This window comes from Nostoc sp., from assembly GCF_036916975.1.
Taxonomy (GTDB): Bacteria; Cyanobacteriota; Cyanobacteriia; order Cyanobacteriales; family Nostocaceae; genus Nostoc.
Window position 1 is genome coordinate 14187 of the sequence record NZ_JBALFF010000001.1, and the last position, 16494, is coordinate 30680.

The 16494-nt window shown below is 41.4% G+C and carries 8 protein-coding genes; 1 reads left to right on the forward strand and 7 read right to left on the reverse strand.

Annotation, left to right across the window (positions count from 1 at the left end):
- Window positions 1–98: 98 nt before the first annotated feature.
- The 4 genes from V7K73_RS00085 to V7K73_RS00100 form a co-directional block, all read right to left on the reverse strand.
- The gene (locus V7K73_RS00085; RefSeq protein WP_334875990.1) at window positions 99–6233 is read right to left on the reverse strand and encodes an amino acid adenylation domain-containing protein; all 6135 of its coding nucleotides are present in this window, start codon (window positions 6231–6233) and stop codon (window positions 99–101) included.
- Window positions 6230–9634, reverse strand: coding sequence for a non-ribosomal peptide synthetase (locus V7K73_RS00090; protein ID WP_334875991.1), 3405 nt, complete (start codon window positions 9632–9634; stop codon window positions 6230–6232). The genes V7K73_RS00085 and V7K73_RS00090 overlap by 4 nt, the downstream gene beginning before the upstream one ends.
- Window positions 9635–10120: 486 nt before the next feature.
- Window positions 10121–11560 carry a guanitoxin biosynthesis MATE family efflux transporter GntT gene (gene gntT, locus V7K73_RS00095; protein WP_334875993.1) on the reverse strand — a complete coding sequence of 480 codons (1440 nt, stop codon included), beginning with the start codon at window positions 11558–11560 and terminating at the stop codon, window positions 10121–10123.
- 51 nt (window positions 11561–11611) lie between these two features.
- Complete coding sequence (locus tag V7K73_RS00100) at window positions 11612–12475, reverse strand: DUF4231 domain-containing protein (protein WP_334875995.1); 864 nt, start codon at window positions 12473–12475, stop codon at window positions 11612–11614.
- Window positions 12476–13040: 565 nt separating this feature from the next.
- Here V7K73_RS00100 and V7K73_RS00105 point away from each other — a divergent pair.
- On the forward strand, window positions 13041–13259 hold the full coding sequence (locus V7K73_RS00105) for a hypothetical protein (protein WP_334875996.1): 219 nt from the start codon (window positions 13041–13043) through the stop codon (window positions 13257–13259).
- 156 nt (window positions 13260–13415) lie between these two features.
- On the opposite strand, the gene V7K73_RS00110 is transcribed toward V7K73_RS00105, so the two are convergent.
- The 3 genes from V7K73_RS00110 to V7K73_RS29725 all read right to left on the reverse strand — a co-directional run bounded on the left by V7K73_RS00110 (window position 13416) and on the right by V7K73_RS29725 (window position 16435).
- Window positions 13416–14510 carry a hemopexin repeat-containing protein gene (locus V7K73_RS00110; RefSeq protein WP_334875998.1) on the reverse strand — a complete coding sequence of 365 codons (1095 nt, stop codon included), beginning with the start codon at window positions 14508–14510 and terminating at the stop codon, window positions 13416–13418.
- A gap of 217 nt (window positions 14511–14727) precedes the next feature.
- The gene (locus tag V7K73_RS00115) at window positions 14728–16002 is read right to left on the reverse strand and encodes an alpha/beta fold hydrolase (protein ID WP_334876000.1); all 1275 of its coding nucleotides are present in this window, start codon (window positions 16000–16002) and stop codon (window positions 14728–14730) included.
- A 328-nt stretch (window positions 16003–16330) separates the two neighbouring features.
- Complete coding sequence (locus tag V7K73_RS29725; RefSeq protein WP_442936714.1) at window positions 16331–16435, reverse strand: RRXRR domain-containing protein; 105 nt, start codon at window positions 16433–16435, stop codon at window positions 16331–16333.
- Window positions 16436–16494: the final 59 nt, after the last annotated feature.

Below are 16494 nucleotides of genomic sequence, written 5' to 3' on the forward strand. Positions count from 1 at the left end.
TCTGTGTTGTAAATCTTGGGAAAGAATAAGGAATAGAATTTTAGATTTTAAATCTCAGAGGATATTTGTCAAGTATTCAGTTATAAATAGAGCTTCTGTCACCCACTATTTATTGTATTTTTTAATATTTCAAGATAATTTTGAAGCATTGAGCGAATATCTTGACTACTAAAATACATCTGATCGTATTCCACATATATGCTTGCATTTCCTGAAACTGATTCCATTGAAACAGCATAATTTAAAGGAAAGTTGAACTTGTCATGTAACCTTCTCCGGTATATTTTAAAGCCAAGATGTTCAGAATTATTTTTATCATTATGGAAATTCACGAAATTAAACGTAGCGAGAAACAACTCTATTTCTTGTTGGTCTGACAAAATTTGTAGAAGTGGATATCTAACATAAGGTTCGATATCAATTAGGGATTCCTGCACATTTTTAATTTGGACATTTTTATCTCCTATGATTGGTTGACACAAGGGAACAATATTCCAGAACAAACCCAAAGCTCCAAATGGATCAGATAATCTTTCTGTCCTACCATTAGAAATAACTCCTACAGAAACTGTATTTTCTTTCATTACAGTACCAATTAGGTCAACGTAGGTACTCAAGAAAATTGCTTTTGGTGAAACTTTTAATTTTCGACAGAAGTCACGTAAGCCAGTAATTATTTCTGAGTCAAAATGGTATTCTTCGCCAACAGTTTCTACTTGATTTACTAAAGCGCTTAAAGGCTTCAATGGTTTATACTTATAGTTTATTAAGTGAAGCTTCCAGAAATTTGATGCGTCTGGTGAGCTAATTATCTCTTTCTCCAAAGCGACAAATTCTTTGTACACATTGGCGGCAGGTAATACTGTTATTTCTTCTCCTTTCTTGAGAGCAGAATATAAGTCGTAAAGTTGGTTAAGGAATTCAATACTACTCCAGCCATCTGTAATTGCATGATGTATTGACATTAAGAATTCAAATCTATTCTTGGCTTTCCGAAAAAGCCATACTCGAAAAAGTGGCTCCTGGGGATTTTCAACGTTGAACAAGTTTTGCCTGTCTTGCTTTACAACCTCATCAATGTAATTTTCCTGTTCATCCGATTTGATGTTGCTAATGTCTTGCTCATGGATGGAAAATTTCAGATTATTTTTAATCACCTGGCATACTGGTTTTCCGTTAGAAGTGATAAATACGGTTCTCAAAGTCGGATGTTTCTGCACTAGCATTTCTAATGCTTTTTTAAAGGCATTTAACGAAAGATTGTCATCATATATATCAAATGATTCCTGTCCATGATAAACCCCCATTTTTTGATGATCATTTGAGTAATGATGCAACATAAACTCTTGCATTCTGGCAAGAGGATATGCCAATTCTGTATCGTCAGGTAGTGAATCAGAGATATCCTGTGGAAGTTCTAATAAATGTAGGGGAACTAAAACTTTATTTTCCTGAAGCTGGAAATTATTTACTGGTTTTTCAGATTCATCAGTATCAACAGATAAACAATGAGCAATTAGCGATCGCAAGTTTGCTGCAAAATCTTGGGCGAGATTTTCAATTGTGGCAGAGGAGTGAAAATTTTCGCTGTATGTCCAATCCAGTTTGAACTGACTCTCTACTACGAGTCCGTTAATATCTAGTAGATGATTACAAGTTTCTTGCTGGCTATGTTCTGCTCCCATTGATTCCGGGGCTAGTTTTAAGAAAGAATCTTCTTGCATTCCCCAATCGAATTGCCCCAAGTAGTTGAAACTTACTTCAGGTTGTGGCATTGCCGAGAGTTGAGAGATAATTTCTACATCCTCACTCAAGTAGCGCAGCACACCATAGCCGATGCCTCGATTAGGTACGGCACGGAGTTGTTTTTTGATAGACTTAATTGCATCCCCTAGATTATCTGTTGCTTTTAACTCTAAAAGTACGGGGAAAATTGTCGTAAACCAACCGACTGTCCGGGATAAGTCTACATCTTCAAAAAGATCCTCCCGTCCATGCCCTTCAAGGTTAAGTAACACAGAGTTACTGCCAATCCATTTACTTAAAGTCTGCACCAGAGCAGTCAGCAGGATATCATTAATCTGAGTTTTATAAACTTTGGGAACTTCCTGCAACAAAGTGCGAGTTTCTTCTGCTGAGAGTGACATTGATACTATGCGGGTAGATGCTAAAGTGTTTGCACCTAATGCATAATTTACTGGTAGACGGGTTATCTGTGTATGTGAGATGCCTTGCCAATAAGTCAGTTCTTTCTTTGCAATATCTGAGCTTGCATAAGAATTCAGTTTCTCAGCCCAGTGTTTAAAAGATGTTGTCTTGGGGCGAAGCTGAATCTTTTCACCGCGACTGATTTGCTGGTAAGCTGTTTCCAAATCTTCTAACAAAATCCGCCAAGAAACGCCGTCTACTGCTAAGTGGTGGATGACTATTAGTAATCGACTAGCTTTTTTAGTACCAAGACTAAAAAACGCTACTCGCATTATTGGGCCAGAAGAAAGGTTTAAACTGGTTTGTAGGGAATCAGCAGCTGATGCGATCGCAGCTTTTTGCTCTGCGTCTGGTATTGCAGACATATCTACATGAGAAAAAGGAATAGTATCATCAGGATTAGTGTTAATCTGTTGCCAATCTGAGTCAGACTGCACAAAACGTAAGCGCAGTCCATCATGATGTAACAATAATTGTTGCACTACCTGCGACAAAAGATTGGGGTCGAGTGTTTGCGGTACTTTCAGCAGCAATGACTGGTTAAAGTGGTGAGGTTCTGGGAAATTTTGTGCAAAAAACCATTGCTGAATGGGTGTTAGAGGTAATGTCCCAGTTACTAGCCCTTGTTCTGCCCTCAGCGTTTGAGTAATGTTAGTCACTTCTGCTAATTCAGCGATCGTCTGATGTTGAAATATCTGCTTGGCACTCAGTTGCAGTCCAGCAAGTTTTGCTTTAAAAATAATCTGAATGCTGAGAATGGAATCTCCGCCCAGTTCAAAGAAGTTGTCATGGATGCCAATTTGTTCTAGGTGCAGAACTTCACACCAGATTTTGGCTAGTATTTCTTCAGACTCTGTGCGCGGTGCAACTATATCTTTTTCTAGTTCATTACGTGCTGTATCAGGCTTAGGAAGTCCACGACGATCAATCTTGCCATTAGGGGTAAGTGGTAAAGCATCCAAAATCACAAAGGCAGATGGAACCATGTAGTCTGGCAACTTCTGTTTGAGGAAGGAGCGCAATTGATTTTTAATTTCGGATTTGGCACGAGTCACTACATAAGCAACTAAGCGTTTAGACTCTGGAATATCATCAGAATCAATCACTACTGCTTCTGATACTTGCGGGTGGGTAATGAGTACGGTTTCGATTTCCCCTAGTTCAATCCGAAAACCCCGCACCTTAACTTGATTGTCAATTCGACCCAAAAACTCGATATTGCCGTCGGGTAAATAACGAGCCAAGTCTCCTGTTTTATAGAGACGTTCTAATTTGTTGAAGGGGTGAGTAATAAATTTCGCGGCGGTTAAATCGGGGCGGTTGAGATAACCTCTGGCTAAACCCACACCTCCGATATGCAATTCGCCTGGGACACCAATGGGAACGAGTTGCAGTTCGTTATTGAGGATGTAGGTTTGTGCATTACCAATAGCTCTGCCAATCAGTTGCTGTGGTCGTGTATCTTCTATTACTAGCTGCGATAAGTTATACAATGTTGTGAATATCGTTGCTTCTGTAGCACCGTATCCATTCATCAATAGCGGCGGTTCTTTTAAATTATGGAGACGCGATCGCTCCTCCATACACGAGTGCCACAGCTTCAATTTTTCTGGCAGCAAATTTTCTCCTCCGGTAGCAAACAGTCGTACTGATAGAGGTAGGGTCTGATTTGTTGTTGCCAATTCCGACGTTAACTGATGCCAGTACGCTGTTACCAATATCAATACCGTCAGATTCCATTCCCGGCATTTCTGCAAAAATGTGGAGACAGAACTCAACATTTCGGTAGTACGCAGCACTAGCGTTGCACCACTGATCAGACAGGGATAGATTTCTTCGCCTGCCGAGTCAAAACTGATAGATGCAGCTTGGAGGACGCGATCGCGATCGTTTATCCCATACTCATCTCTTGCCGATTGGGTGAAATTTACTAAAGAGCGATGTTCAATCATCACTCCTTTCGGTTTTCCCGTAGACCCAGAGGTATAAATTATATAAGCCAAATTCTTGACTTTTACCTCAGTTTGTGGGTTTTTCTCGCTGTGAGTGCCGATCAACTCCCAATCGGTATCTAGGCAGATTACCTGTAAACCAGTATTTGGTAATGAGTCCACTAATTGCCGTTGAGTTAGCAATATCTGCGCTTGAGAATCATTCAACATATAAGCCAAGCGATCGCTTGGGTAGGTTGGATCTAAAGGCACATAAGCACCACCCGCTTTAAGAATTCCCCACAATGCGATTAGCATTAATGGCGATCGCTCTACACAAATCCCCACTAAAACTTCTGGACTCACACCTAGTTTTTGCAAGTAGTGTGCCAGTTGATTCGCCTTGGTGTTTAATTCTCTGTAGGTCAGATGTTCCCCTTCATACACCACAGCTAAAGCATCGGGGTTGCGCTCCACTTGCTGCTCAAACAACTGATGGATGCACTTATCTAATGGATAATCTTTTGTAGTATTATTCCACTCAACTAACAATTGATGTTGCTCAATTTCTGTTAGCAGTGGTAATTGGGAAATGGGCTGCTGGGGATTAGCGACAATTCCTGTCACCAACGTTTGGAAATTTTTTGCCATCCGAGCGATCGTTGAATCATCAAACAGGTCGCTATTGTATTCCCATTCGGTTATCAATTCAGAACCAGTATTCTCAATTGATAGAGCCAAATCGAACTTTGCTGTTCCCGTTTCTATCGGAAATGAACTTACAGTTATCTCAGGCAAATCCAAAGATGGTATAGGAACATTCAGGAGATCGAACATCACCTGAAACAGAGGCAAGTGACTTAAAGAACGTGCAGGTTGCAAAGCATCTACCAATTTCTCAAAGGGCAGGTCTTGATGAGCATAAGCTTGCAGTGCTACTTCCCGCACCATAATCAGCAACTGTTCAAAACTGGGGTTGCCTGACAAATCAGTACGCAGCACTAAAGTATTGACAAAAAGACCAATTATCCCTTCTATTTCCGGTTGATTGCGACCAGCAACGGGCGTACCCACTACGATGTCTTTTTCCCCTGTATAGCGATAAAGTAAGGTAACAAATGCCGCAAAAAACGTCATAAACGGGGTTGCTCCCGCACGTTTGCCAAGATTGGCGATCGCCTCACCTAGCGACAGAGGAAGTATAAATTGTTGATGACCTCCCCGGTTTGTTTGTACCGCAGGTCTTCGTCTGTCAGTGGGAAGTTCTAGTAAGGTAGGAGCGCCTTCAAGTTGTTGCTTCCAATAAGATAACTGTGCAAACGCCTCTTGTTCCAACCACTGTCGCTGCCAAACAGCAAAGTCGGCATATTGTATAGGTAATTCGGGTAGTTCCAAAACTTTTTGGAGGGGTTTGTCAGTACAGAATGCAGTATAGAGTGTTGTTAACTCTTGGACGAATACACCCGTTGACCAACCATCAAAAATAATGTGGTGTGCTGTTAGCAGAAACACATATTCTGTTGAGCCAACCTGAAAGAGAGTAGCACGTATTAAAGGTTCTCGCTCTAGATCAAATGGTCGCACTGCTTCAGCTGTAACCAATCGTTGCATATCGTCTTCTCGCTCCCCTTGAGGCAGATGAAGCAAGTCCACAATTTCTAGTTGCAAAGAAAGAGTTGCAGCAATAACCTGAACGGGTTGATCCTCTTGTGTTACAAAGTTTGTGCGTAACGCTTCATGACGACAAATAATTTCGTTCAGGCTTGACTGTAGTGCAGCTACGTTGAGTTGACCGTTAAAACGCCAGACGATTGGGATGTTATAAAATGCACTATTGGGCTGTAAGTTGTCAAGAAACCACAATCTCGCTTGTGCAAACGAGAGCGGCAGGTTTCCTGTCCTGCTAACTGGCTCAATTGCAGAAAGAGTATTTTGGTGTAGAAATGCCAGTATCTCTGCTTTGCGTTCAGCTATTTGAGCCTGGAGTTGTGGAGTCAAGATTCCTTTAGGAGCTTTGCATCGTAGCCGCTCACCTTCAAGAAATATTTTCACATCTAAACTACGCAGATAAGACAGGAAATTATATGTATTCATATCTCAATCTCCTCGTACTCATCATCAGAAATATTAGAAGAACCTTCGAGTCTTGGTAATGTCTCATGAATCATCTCAAAATACTCAGCAAGACTACTTATAGTTGGTGCTTCAAATAAGGTGCGTAAGGATAGATCCATCTGGAAGACTTTACGCAGCCGAGATATAACTTGGGTGGCAAGCAAGGAATGACCACCAATTTCAAAAAAGTTGTCGTAGATACCTATACTTTCTAAGTGAAGTACCTCTTGCCAAACAGCAGCAATGCTTCGCTCTGCATCACTTTGAGGCGCAACGTAATTTGCTTCTACATTAGGTCTAGTTTGGTCAGGCTTAGGAAGTCCACGGCGATCGACCTTGCCATTGGGAGTGAGGGGCAGAGCATCCAAAACCACAAAAGCAGATGGTACCATGTAGTCTGGCAACTTCTGTTTGAGGAAAGAACGCAATTGATTTTTAATTTCCGGCTTGGAGCGAGTCACGACATAAGCAACTAGGCGTTTAGACCCCGGAATATCATCAGAGTCGATCACTACTGCTTCTGATACTTGCGGGTGGGTGATAAGCACAGTTTCGATTTCCCCTAGTTCGATCCGAAAACCCCGCACCTTCACTTGATTGTCAATTCTACCCAAAAACTCGATGTTCCCGTCGGGTAAATAACGAGCCAAGTCTCCTGTTTTATAGAGCGCGAAGTCCGGTCTTGGGGTCTCCCCAAGATGAGGAACTTCGTAAGAGAGACGTTCTAATTTGTTGAAGGGGTGAGTAATAAATTTCGCGGCTGTTAAATCTGGACGGTTGAGATAACCTCTGGCTAAACCGACACCTCCGATGTGCAATTCACCTGCTACACCAATCGGGACGGGTTGCAGATAGCGATCGAGGATGTAGATTTGCACATTACCAAGAACTTTACCAATCAGTTGCTGCGGTCGTGTATCGTCTATTACAAGCTTCGATAAGTTATAAATCGTTGCCAATCCCGTTGCTTCCGTAGGTCCGTATCCATTCATCAATAGCGGCGGTTCTTTTAAATTATGGAGACGCGATCGCTCGTCCATACATTTTTGCCACAGCTTTAATTTTTCTGGTAGCCATGTTTCTCCCCCAATACACAACAGTCGGACTGAGGTCGGTAGAGTCTGATTTGTTGTTGCTAATTCCGACGTTAACTGGTTCCAGTACGCTGTTACCAACGGCAATACTGTTAGCTTCCATTCCCAGCATTTCTGCAAAAATGTGGAGACAGAACTCAACATCTCGGCAGTACGCAACACTAGCGTTGCACCACAGGTAAGACAAGGATAGATTTCTTCGGCTGCGCCATCAAAACTGATAGATACAAATTGGAGGACGCGATCGCTTTCCCTGATCCCATACTCATCTTTTAGCGATTGAATGAAATTCACCAAAGATCGATGTTCAATCATCACCCCTTTCGGCTTTCCCGTAGATCCAGAGGTATAAATCACATAAGCCAAATTATTGGTTTTTACCTCAGTTTGTGGGTTTTTCTCGCTACGAGTGTCGATCAACTCCCAGTCAGTATCTAAGCAGATCACCTGTACCGAGGTATTTGGTATTGAGTCTACTAACTGCCGTTGAGTTAACAATACCTGCGCTTGAGAATCATTCAACATATAAGCCAAGCGATCGCTTGGATAGGCTGGATCTAGAGGCAGATATGCACCACCTGCTTTGAGAATTCCCCACAACCCGATTATCATTAATGGCGATCGCTCTACACAAATCCCCACTAAAACTTCTGGTACTACACCTAGTTTTTGCAGGTAGTGTGCCAGTTGATTCGCCCTGGCGTTTAATTCTCGGTAGGTCAGTTGTTCATCTTCGTACACCACTGCTACCGCATCAGGGTTGCGTTCCACTTGCTCTTCAAACAACTGATGGATGCACTTATCGAGTAAATATTCTTTTGTAGTATTGTTCCACTCCACCAACAACTGGTGTTTTTCTGCTTCGGTCAACAATGCTAAGGCTGAAATATTTTGTTCTGGATTGGTTAAGATGCTTAAGAGCAAAGTTTGATAATTTCCTGCTATTCGTTCTACAGTGGCAGCATCAAACAAATTAGTGTTGTATTGCCAGCAAAAATCAAACTCACTACCAGCTTCAATAATCGCCAAATCTATATCAAATGCTGCGCCTCGTTGGTGTCCTTCTATCAGGTATGGCGACATCACTAGAGATGATTTTTCAGCATTATCGTACCAGCCATGCTTTTGCCAAGTTAAGGAAACTTGAAACACAGGGGAACGGCTAGGATCTTGGTTAAGCGCAAGCTGTTTTACTAATAGGGGAAAAGGATAATCTTGATTCTTTTTAGCCTCAGAAACTATGCGACTTACTTGAGCGATAAATTCTTTGAAGGTGGGATTTCCCGCCAGATTTGCCCGTAAAACAACAGGGTCTGTGAAGTAGCCGACAATTCCTTCAAACTCCTCTCGACCAGACCGACCCGCCACCGGACAGCCCACTAAGATGTCTTCTTGACCCGATAAGCGGTAAAACAGTACGAAAAAGGCCGCGAGGAAAATTCTATAAAGGCTTGTTTTTTCAGATTCCGACAACTTCCTCAGCCTTTGAAGCAATTCTTCATCTAACTTGATGATCTGTGTTGCTCCACAATAAGTCTGCACACTTGGTCGCAGTTTATCCACAGGCAAATCTAAAATCGGCAACTCACCGACTAATTTTTGTTGCCAATATGCCGAGATTTGCTCACCTTGAGAACTTGCCAACATCTTGGTCTGCCAAAGCACATAATCTGTGTATGATTGCCTGGGAAGAGGGAGAATATTATTTGTTTGTAAATTTGAAATATCTAAATTTTTAATAACCTCAAAGGAAGCTTGAGACAATTTTTTTACTTCAGTGGTATACAGGATTCGGAGTTCCTTTAATAATATGTCAAAAGACCACATATCCCCAGCAATGTGGTGCATGGCGAGTACTTGGATATGTTCGGTAGCTGACCGTGTAAACAGATGTACCCGCAGTATTAGACCAGTTTCCAAGTTGTAGGGACGTTCAGCTTCTGCCAGAATTTGTTTCTTTAAATAGTCTAAATCCCAAAAAGAAGCATCTGTTACCTTAATATCTACTTCTTGGTATGGGTGAATTATTTGAACAGGTTGATCTTCATGCTGTTTATAGGTAGTTCGCAGAATAGGATGACGTTCTATAATATGTTGCCACGCTCTATGCCATGCCCCCAAGTCTAACTCTGAGCTTATCCACACTGTCGTATATATATTGTAAGCAATGCTCTGGGGTGCTATCTGGTAAAGAAACCACATCGCTTGTTGACCGTAAGAGAGGGGAAATGATCTTGCGTCCTCTGTAAGGTGTGGCTTCTTTTCCAAAGAAGAATTGCTGTGCATTGCTAATTTATTATCCAAACTTGGTTATCTGTGAATTTAAGCGTAGGCGCTGATTTTTGCTTATGCTATCTATCAAAAGCCTTATTTAAATTACTAAGTCAATACTCTACACAAGTGATTCACTATTCACTTTACTAGCCGCTCCATAACTTCCCAATATAACTTAGGTACAGACAGTTATTATTAATTGTTTTGCAGGTATTTTTTTTGTTTATTTATAAAAATTAAATTCATTATACAGCAAAGACGCATTTGCATAAAACATTTTTTATTAATAAGGTTTAATCTTTTATTACCTCTATAAGCAATTTTAAATAATTCCTAATTCATCATTAAGTTTTCTAATAGTGATTTAACCCCAACACAAAACTTACTGGTTATAGAACCGGGGACTTAAACCCACGGAACTTATTAAAAATATGCGAGGTACTAGCTTGTATAGCCATTGTAATTTTATAGACAAAAGATTAATTGGTAAATCAATGCTCAATCTTGACCTACCTGCAAATTTTCTATCGTTATCTGTTCACGGGTTTTTTCAAAAGCCAGAGGCAAGGCATTATTTGCTTCTAAAGCCGGAAGAGAAATACCACCATCCTCAACATCACCCCCAAATGTACCAGGCAATTTTACGCCAAACATCACCATTCTGATTGCATAAAACAAACATAGACTTAACCACAAAATATGGTTACTCGAAAACTTAATCGCAGCAAAATACATAGGTACAAAACCCAATGCAACAGCAATTAAGCTAACATTGCGGAGGGTATTTCCTTGTGCCAAACCTAAGAAATATCCTTCGAGCGTGAAATCTATTGAACTAAGTACCAGGACGAGTAGCAACCAGGGAACAAAAGTCTCTATGTTAGAAGTGACTTCGGTGTGGTTAGTTAACAAGCTAAAAACAGTATCGGGAAATAGCACACACACACCGCCGAAAAATATTCCCACCGTCAGAGCAGTTAAAACAGAAACACCAGCCAGGGGTGCTAATTGTTGTGAAGCTCCTTTTCCTTTAAAGTTTCCGACCAAAGTTTCTGTACCCAATCCCAGTCCATCTACAAAATATGTATTCAAAGTGTTTATTTGCGCCAGCAAGGCATTTTGAGCATAAATCATCGTCCCCATCTGTACTCCTTGATAGTTAAATGTTAAGGAGATAAACATAAGAACTAAATTGCTGATAAAAATGTTTCCATTGAGGGTCAAGTTAGATTTTATAGCTGAGATTTCCCATATTTTTACAGCTACGGCTCGTACCTCAATCCACTGGATTTCTGTACAAAAAAAGATCAATCCCACCAATAACGATAGATATTGGCTTGTTGCAGAAGAAATTCCTGCCCCTGTACTTTCCCATCCCAGGTGGATAATAAACAAGTAGTCAAGTGCGATTTTGACTCCATTCCCAACGACTGACAACACCACAACTAAGCTATTTTTTTCCCGTCCTAGAAACCAACCTATCAATACAAAATTGATCAAAACCGCAGGCGCTGCCCAAATTTGGGTGTTGAAATAGGCAAGACCTGAAGATTTGATCTCTGGGGTAACATTTAGTAGGGCAAACCCAAGCTCTCCCAAAGGGTATTGCAAGAGTATAATCGCAATCCCCAGCACCAGAGCAATTAAACCATTACGCAGTCCTACCAACAATACACCTTCTCGGTCATCTCGCCCGACTGCTTGCGCTGTTACTCCAGTAGTTCCCATTCGTAAAAAGAGTAAAACGAAGTAGAGAAAGTTAAGCAAGTTTCCAGCGAGGATGACTCCAGCAAAGTGGTGAATTTCTTCAAGATGACCTAAGAAGATGACACTGACTAAATTAGCCAGTGGTACCATAATATTCGATAGGACGTTGGCAAGAGCTAGGCGAAAGTAGCGCGGTATAAATTCATATTGGTTTGTAAATCTTATGTTCATTGTTTTTGCACCCTGTAACCTAAGTTAAGCTAAAATTGCTGCCAAATGTTATTAACTTTGCTCTTGCTTTAACTCATTAGGTGAAGATGATTCTGCCTTCTCGGACTGTTGTTCAGGAGCTTGTTGTAGTTGGTTGAGATGAATATTATTCACTTGCACAATAAAATATTCTAATGCTTGGCTAGCCCTTTGCTGCTGTTGAGTTTCGTCGGACACATCATAGGAACGGTAAGATGGAGTCACCCCCAATATAAACTTCTCTTGTTCAGCCTCCAACAATTCAACTGCGGTATTAGCAGCAATCGAATTTTTCTGGAAAGGAAAAGAGGTAACTATACTAGCGACTATAGAGGCGATAGCTGGACAGAGAACAGGTAGCCACTTGAGCCAAGCTTGTCCTGCTTCTAATTTGTCTACCAAGACTAGAATTGGTGTAACTCCTGATAAAATAACTGTTGCAATTTGTAGTCCATAATAAAGGTTTCTCGCTGAACTCCGAACTCTTTTATAATCGTCAATCAAATCTTGGCAATACTGTAAAGCTTTCTCTCTTGTTAGAGTTGCTGTATCTTTATTGCCCGAATTATTATTCAATAGATAGGTATAAAGTTGTGCTTTTCTAGTAATCTCTAACTTATTAATAAACTTTTTAACGCCTTGAACTAACTCTCTATTGATTAATAACAAAAAAAAAGAAATAGTTAAAGATATTACTCCAGTAGTGACAAGTGTTTTATCATCAGAATAAAAAATAATAAAAATGCCGACAGAGAAAAAAGCCGCAAGTAATAAATACTCAACTACTTTCAAAGTAAAGAGTTTTTTCTGGCTCAAGATCAATAATGAATTTTCATCAGGATTGAAAATTTTTTTTGGGTTTTGTTGTTCAAAATCAGTTGCCTCAGAAATAGTCATTTTATTTTACTCAACTTTTTACAAGGAAATTTAGCGAATACACCTAAACCTAATCGGGGTTTAGCTAATCCGAGTGCCAGAATTCCTCCGATGGAAGTGCCAGAAATTAAATCGGACAAACTAAAAATCGGCTTTTATATCCGCTTTTCAATTTCTGTCAAGATCATTATCATTGTGCGAATAATGTCCCGAATACTAGCCAGGGCGGTCGCATCATGTCAACAAGACCGCCCTGTTCATAAAAGTCTACTTATGATTGGTCTATTAATTGCGGACTTTTTTAGAACTAATGTTTGTATTATCTCGTGATCGGTTTTAAAGATGCAAGGACAGTTAAGAAAGTTAAGACAACCTTTAAACAAATTTTACATAACATCTTAGTTGCTTATAATAACTTTATAATACTTGGCTATTACAACATGGGAGCAACGCGATTTGTGAGTCAATGAAGAGAAAGAAAAGCTAGATGTAGCTAACGATGCTGATACTGAATTAAGGCGCTCATCAAAAATTTTATACGCATTTGAATTAAATTAAAGATTCTCTTATATGCTCACTCATTAAGATGGTATTTTGTCAAGACAATTTAGATGCGTTTCCCCTGCCGTTTGGGGTATATCAAATTCCGAGCAATAACCATATCCGAGATTTACTTGATGATATAAAACCAACCCTTGTGTTTCCAGTGTTTACCTTGATTTCCAAAGTATTAGAGAACGGTAAACATTTATCAGAATTTCGCTCTTTTAAAAATAATTTGCTGATAGCTCTAGATGGGACATAATATTTTTGATTTATAAATAACCCCCGCCTTAAATATGAAGACGGGGGGAAAGAATTGTTGTTTAGTTATCTCGAAAAATGTAAATTCATACTTCGATTCAGGAACGCCAAAAATCGATGGTTTTGAAGATTTTGAGCTTCTGGCTAAAATCGTTGGCTAAAACGCAGTTGTACAATCGATTCCATCGGCGAAGGCATCTAGTCCAGTCCAATTGCCTTTAATCGGTTTTGGATAACCCTCATCGGCTTTGTCGGCAGCAATATCGTAGCGAATAAACTCAGATCCTTTGAATAAATAAACTTTACCATTACCTAGATTCAGGGCGGCATCGATATTGTTAAAACGAACTCCAGGCCAATAAGATGAAATATCATAACTAGCACTTACCCCTCGCTCGGCAGCAATCTCATAACGAGTATAATAATGGCCTTTGAAGAAATAAACTTTGCCCTTCCCTAGATTGACGGCAGCATCAATATCTTTATTGAAGTCATCCATTCCAGCCCAATTGTCTTTAATCGGTTTCGGATAACCACTATCAATTTGAGCAGTAGGCGCATCGTAGCTAATATACTCAGAGCCTTTGAACACATAAATCTTCTCATTGTCCCAATGGACGGCAGCATCGAACCCGTCAGCGAAGGCATCTAATCCCGGCCAATTGCCTTTAATCGGTTTTGGATAACCCTCATCGGCTCGATCAGCAGCAATATCAAACTGGATATACTGGTCTCCTTTGAAAAAATAAGCTTTTTTGAAAGGATTTGGGATGGGGCGATCGCGGGGGTTGAGGAGACCAGAAGAAATGTCTGTGATACTAAAAGTGAGTGCATCACTCTCATTAGTCGTTGTCACGATATAGAAATAATCGCCGCAATAATCATTTTTGTACTTATTCCCTTTTTTGAACCAATATTTAGTTCCATTCTGAATAGTCCATAATTTTACGGTAGATCCGTTATCACTGAAATTACCAGCTAAATGACTGTAGTCGGATTTTACGTAGAGATAGCCGCCATCATTGCATATCCATTGGTCTTTATAGGGGCCATCATAAAACTTGAAGGAACATCGATCAGTATCGAAAATCTCCATTGTCAAATACGCAACATAGGCATCGTCAGTAGATAAGCACAGATACTTGCTGTACGATTCTGTACAGGTCGATGTAAAAAAGTGTTTGTATTCGTATTTAACTCCTAAAAGCTCGTAGCCCACAGATAACTTGACATATCTTTTTTGATTTTCCATTTGAATTCTCCATTGAAGTTGAATGTAATTTGCAGACCGAGCATTTCCTGATTCAGGAAAAAACTTTTGTAGCTCGTAGTACGGGTGTGACTTTAGGATCTTTTACAACCGTTATCAGCTAATTTAAGCTTTCGATACTCATGGCAAAGCATGACCTCGAAAGGAAGCGTGGGATGAATTCAGCTAAAAGTTGCCTTTTTACCAGGTTTCCCCGAATTTACTGAATTTCACCGTCGGGGCAATTGGAGGGTGCCGCTATATTGTCGAATCGCTTGGCGATCCAAGTTGTAAAGTCATCCTCCGCAGCCGGTAATAGAGTTCGATGGTTTTTTGCTTTATATTTTATGTAACGGATCGGGGCGCGGAATTTACAAGCGTCCTTTACATAAAGGTCTGTGGAAGCCGCAGGGATTATGTCATCGGCAGTCCCTTGCATGACCAGCACAGGGGACTGAAAAAGATGTCTTCCGATCGCATTTTCGGCGAATTTAGCTACCCATGCGTGAAGATTGGCGTTTGTCGGTTTGAACAGAACCGAAGGGTCTGCTGGTTTTGTCATATCCGGTTTATCGTTTTGTGCTTCTGCGGTGTCCCCTGTCACCGACAACTGCTGAATACACTGCCGAGCAGCGGCCTTGGCTGCTTCCATCCCAGTCTCGGTGAATACGTCACTCAGATGCAAATCGGGATACGCCCAGGTATAAGCTGTGTTCAGGAGAATCAGCCGACCGATTCGGGGGCCTCCGGTAGATTGCCCAGCAATTTCGGGAATCACAAAGGATGCTGGGTTTGCCGGGGCCAAGGCCGCTATGCCCACAATATCCAGATCAGGCGCATAGGAGGCATTTTCGCCCGCAGTCACCGCAGCCAGTCCGCCTTGTGACCATCCCAGTAGCGCGACCTTCTTGCCTGCTGGTGTCACTGTCTGGGCTGCTTTGACAATATCGAGTGCGTTCCGTGCTTGGCTCAGACCAACGGCGTATTCGTGTTTTTCTCCAGCACCCAAGCCTTGGTAATCGCTCGCCACAACGACGTATTTCGCCTTGATAAAGGTCGATAGTCCGGGTATGCCATAGTCATTCGGCACGGTGCTATTGAAAGAGGGATAGCCGACGAAATCAGTAACCGGGTTAGGAACGTTGGACGGGGCGCAATACCGCGCACCACCAACAGTACCGTGCGCCCAGCTGACAACGGGAAGTTTGCTCCCTAGTGAAGGGGATTTTGGTGCAATGATCAGCCCTGACACGGCAACCGGGTCTCCAGAGGCTTTCTGCGACCGATAGACCACGCGCCAAGCCCGTGCATTTTCAGGTGCATCGACGCTCTCAAGCTTGATAATCGAACCCGGCTCCCCAGGCACGAGATCGTCAGGTACGTCGTAGAATGTGGGCAGTAAACCCGGCTTGTCAGGCGATAACGCGATCGCAGGGCTTACCGCAACCCACATTGCTAGAATTATTGCAAAGCAGCACAATAATGCCTTTTTCATGGTTAGTTTTAGGTAGATATTTGCTTTTTAAACTCTAGATTTTATTGCTTAACTGTCCCAAAGCGATCGGTATGCCTCTAATCGCTGCTTCGGTGGACAAAGCTGCGAAATGCGCCACGGGGAGTATCCCCGTGGTCACTTTCGCGGACTATAGAGCATAACTGTAACCGTCAACTCTGTGAATTAGTTTGCAGTATTTATGCCGGACTGGGCTAACCAAGCAAGGGCGTTGTTCTCATTTCAAAAACGCCACTTTCAAGGGACTGTTAGCCTACCAACATGAACGCCTGCAAACTTCCCAGTGGGAACAATAGCTCGAACCATGTCGTCAGTCTGGAAACCGAAGAAAAGAGTTAAGGCTTGGCGCTAACCAACCCTGGGGGCGAGTACGATTTAAAAATCTAGGTTTGCTCTTTCTTGGGGTGTAGGGCAAAGAATTAGATTTAAATTAAAATCCAAACAAGTCAATTGGAATTATAATATATCCGCTAT

Excerpts from the sequence above, each read along its gene's own strand:
- V7K73_RS00085 (WP_334875990.1), bottom strand. The coding sequence starts at position 6,233 with ATGAATACATATAATTTCCTGTCTTATCTGCGTAGTTTAGATGTGAAA.
- V7K73_RS00090 (WP_334875991.1), bottom strand. The coding sequence starts at position 9,634 with ATGCACAGCAATTCTTCTTTGGAAAAGAAGCCACACCTTACAGAGGAC.
- gntT (WP_334875993.1), bottom strand. The coding sequence starts at position 11,560 with ATGAACATAAGATTTACAAACCAATATGAATTTATACCGCGCTACTTT.
- V7K73_RS00100 (WP_334875995.1), bottom strand. The coding sequence starts at position 12,475 with ATGACTATTTCTGAGGCAACTGATTTTGAACAACAAAACCCAAAAAAA.
- V7K73_RS00105 (WP_334875996.1), top strand. The coding sequence starts at position 13,041 with ATGGTATTTTGTCAAGACAATTTAGATGCGTTTCCCCTGCCGTTTGGG.
- V7K73_RS00110 (WP_334875998.1), bottom strand. The coding sequence starts at position 14,510 with ATGGAAAATCAAAAAAGATATGTCAAGTTATCTGTGGGCTACGAGCTT.
- V7K73_RS00115 (WP_334876000.1), bottom strand. The coding sequence starts at position 16,002 with ATGAAAAAGGCATTATTGTGCTGCTTTGCAATAATTCTAGCAATGTGG.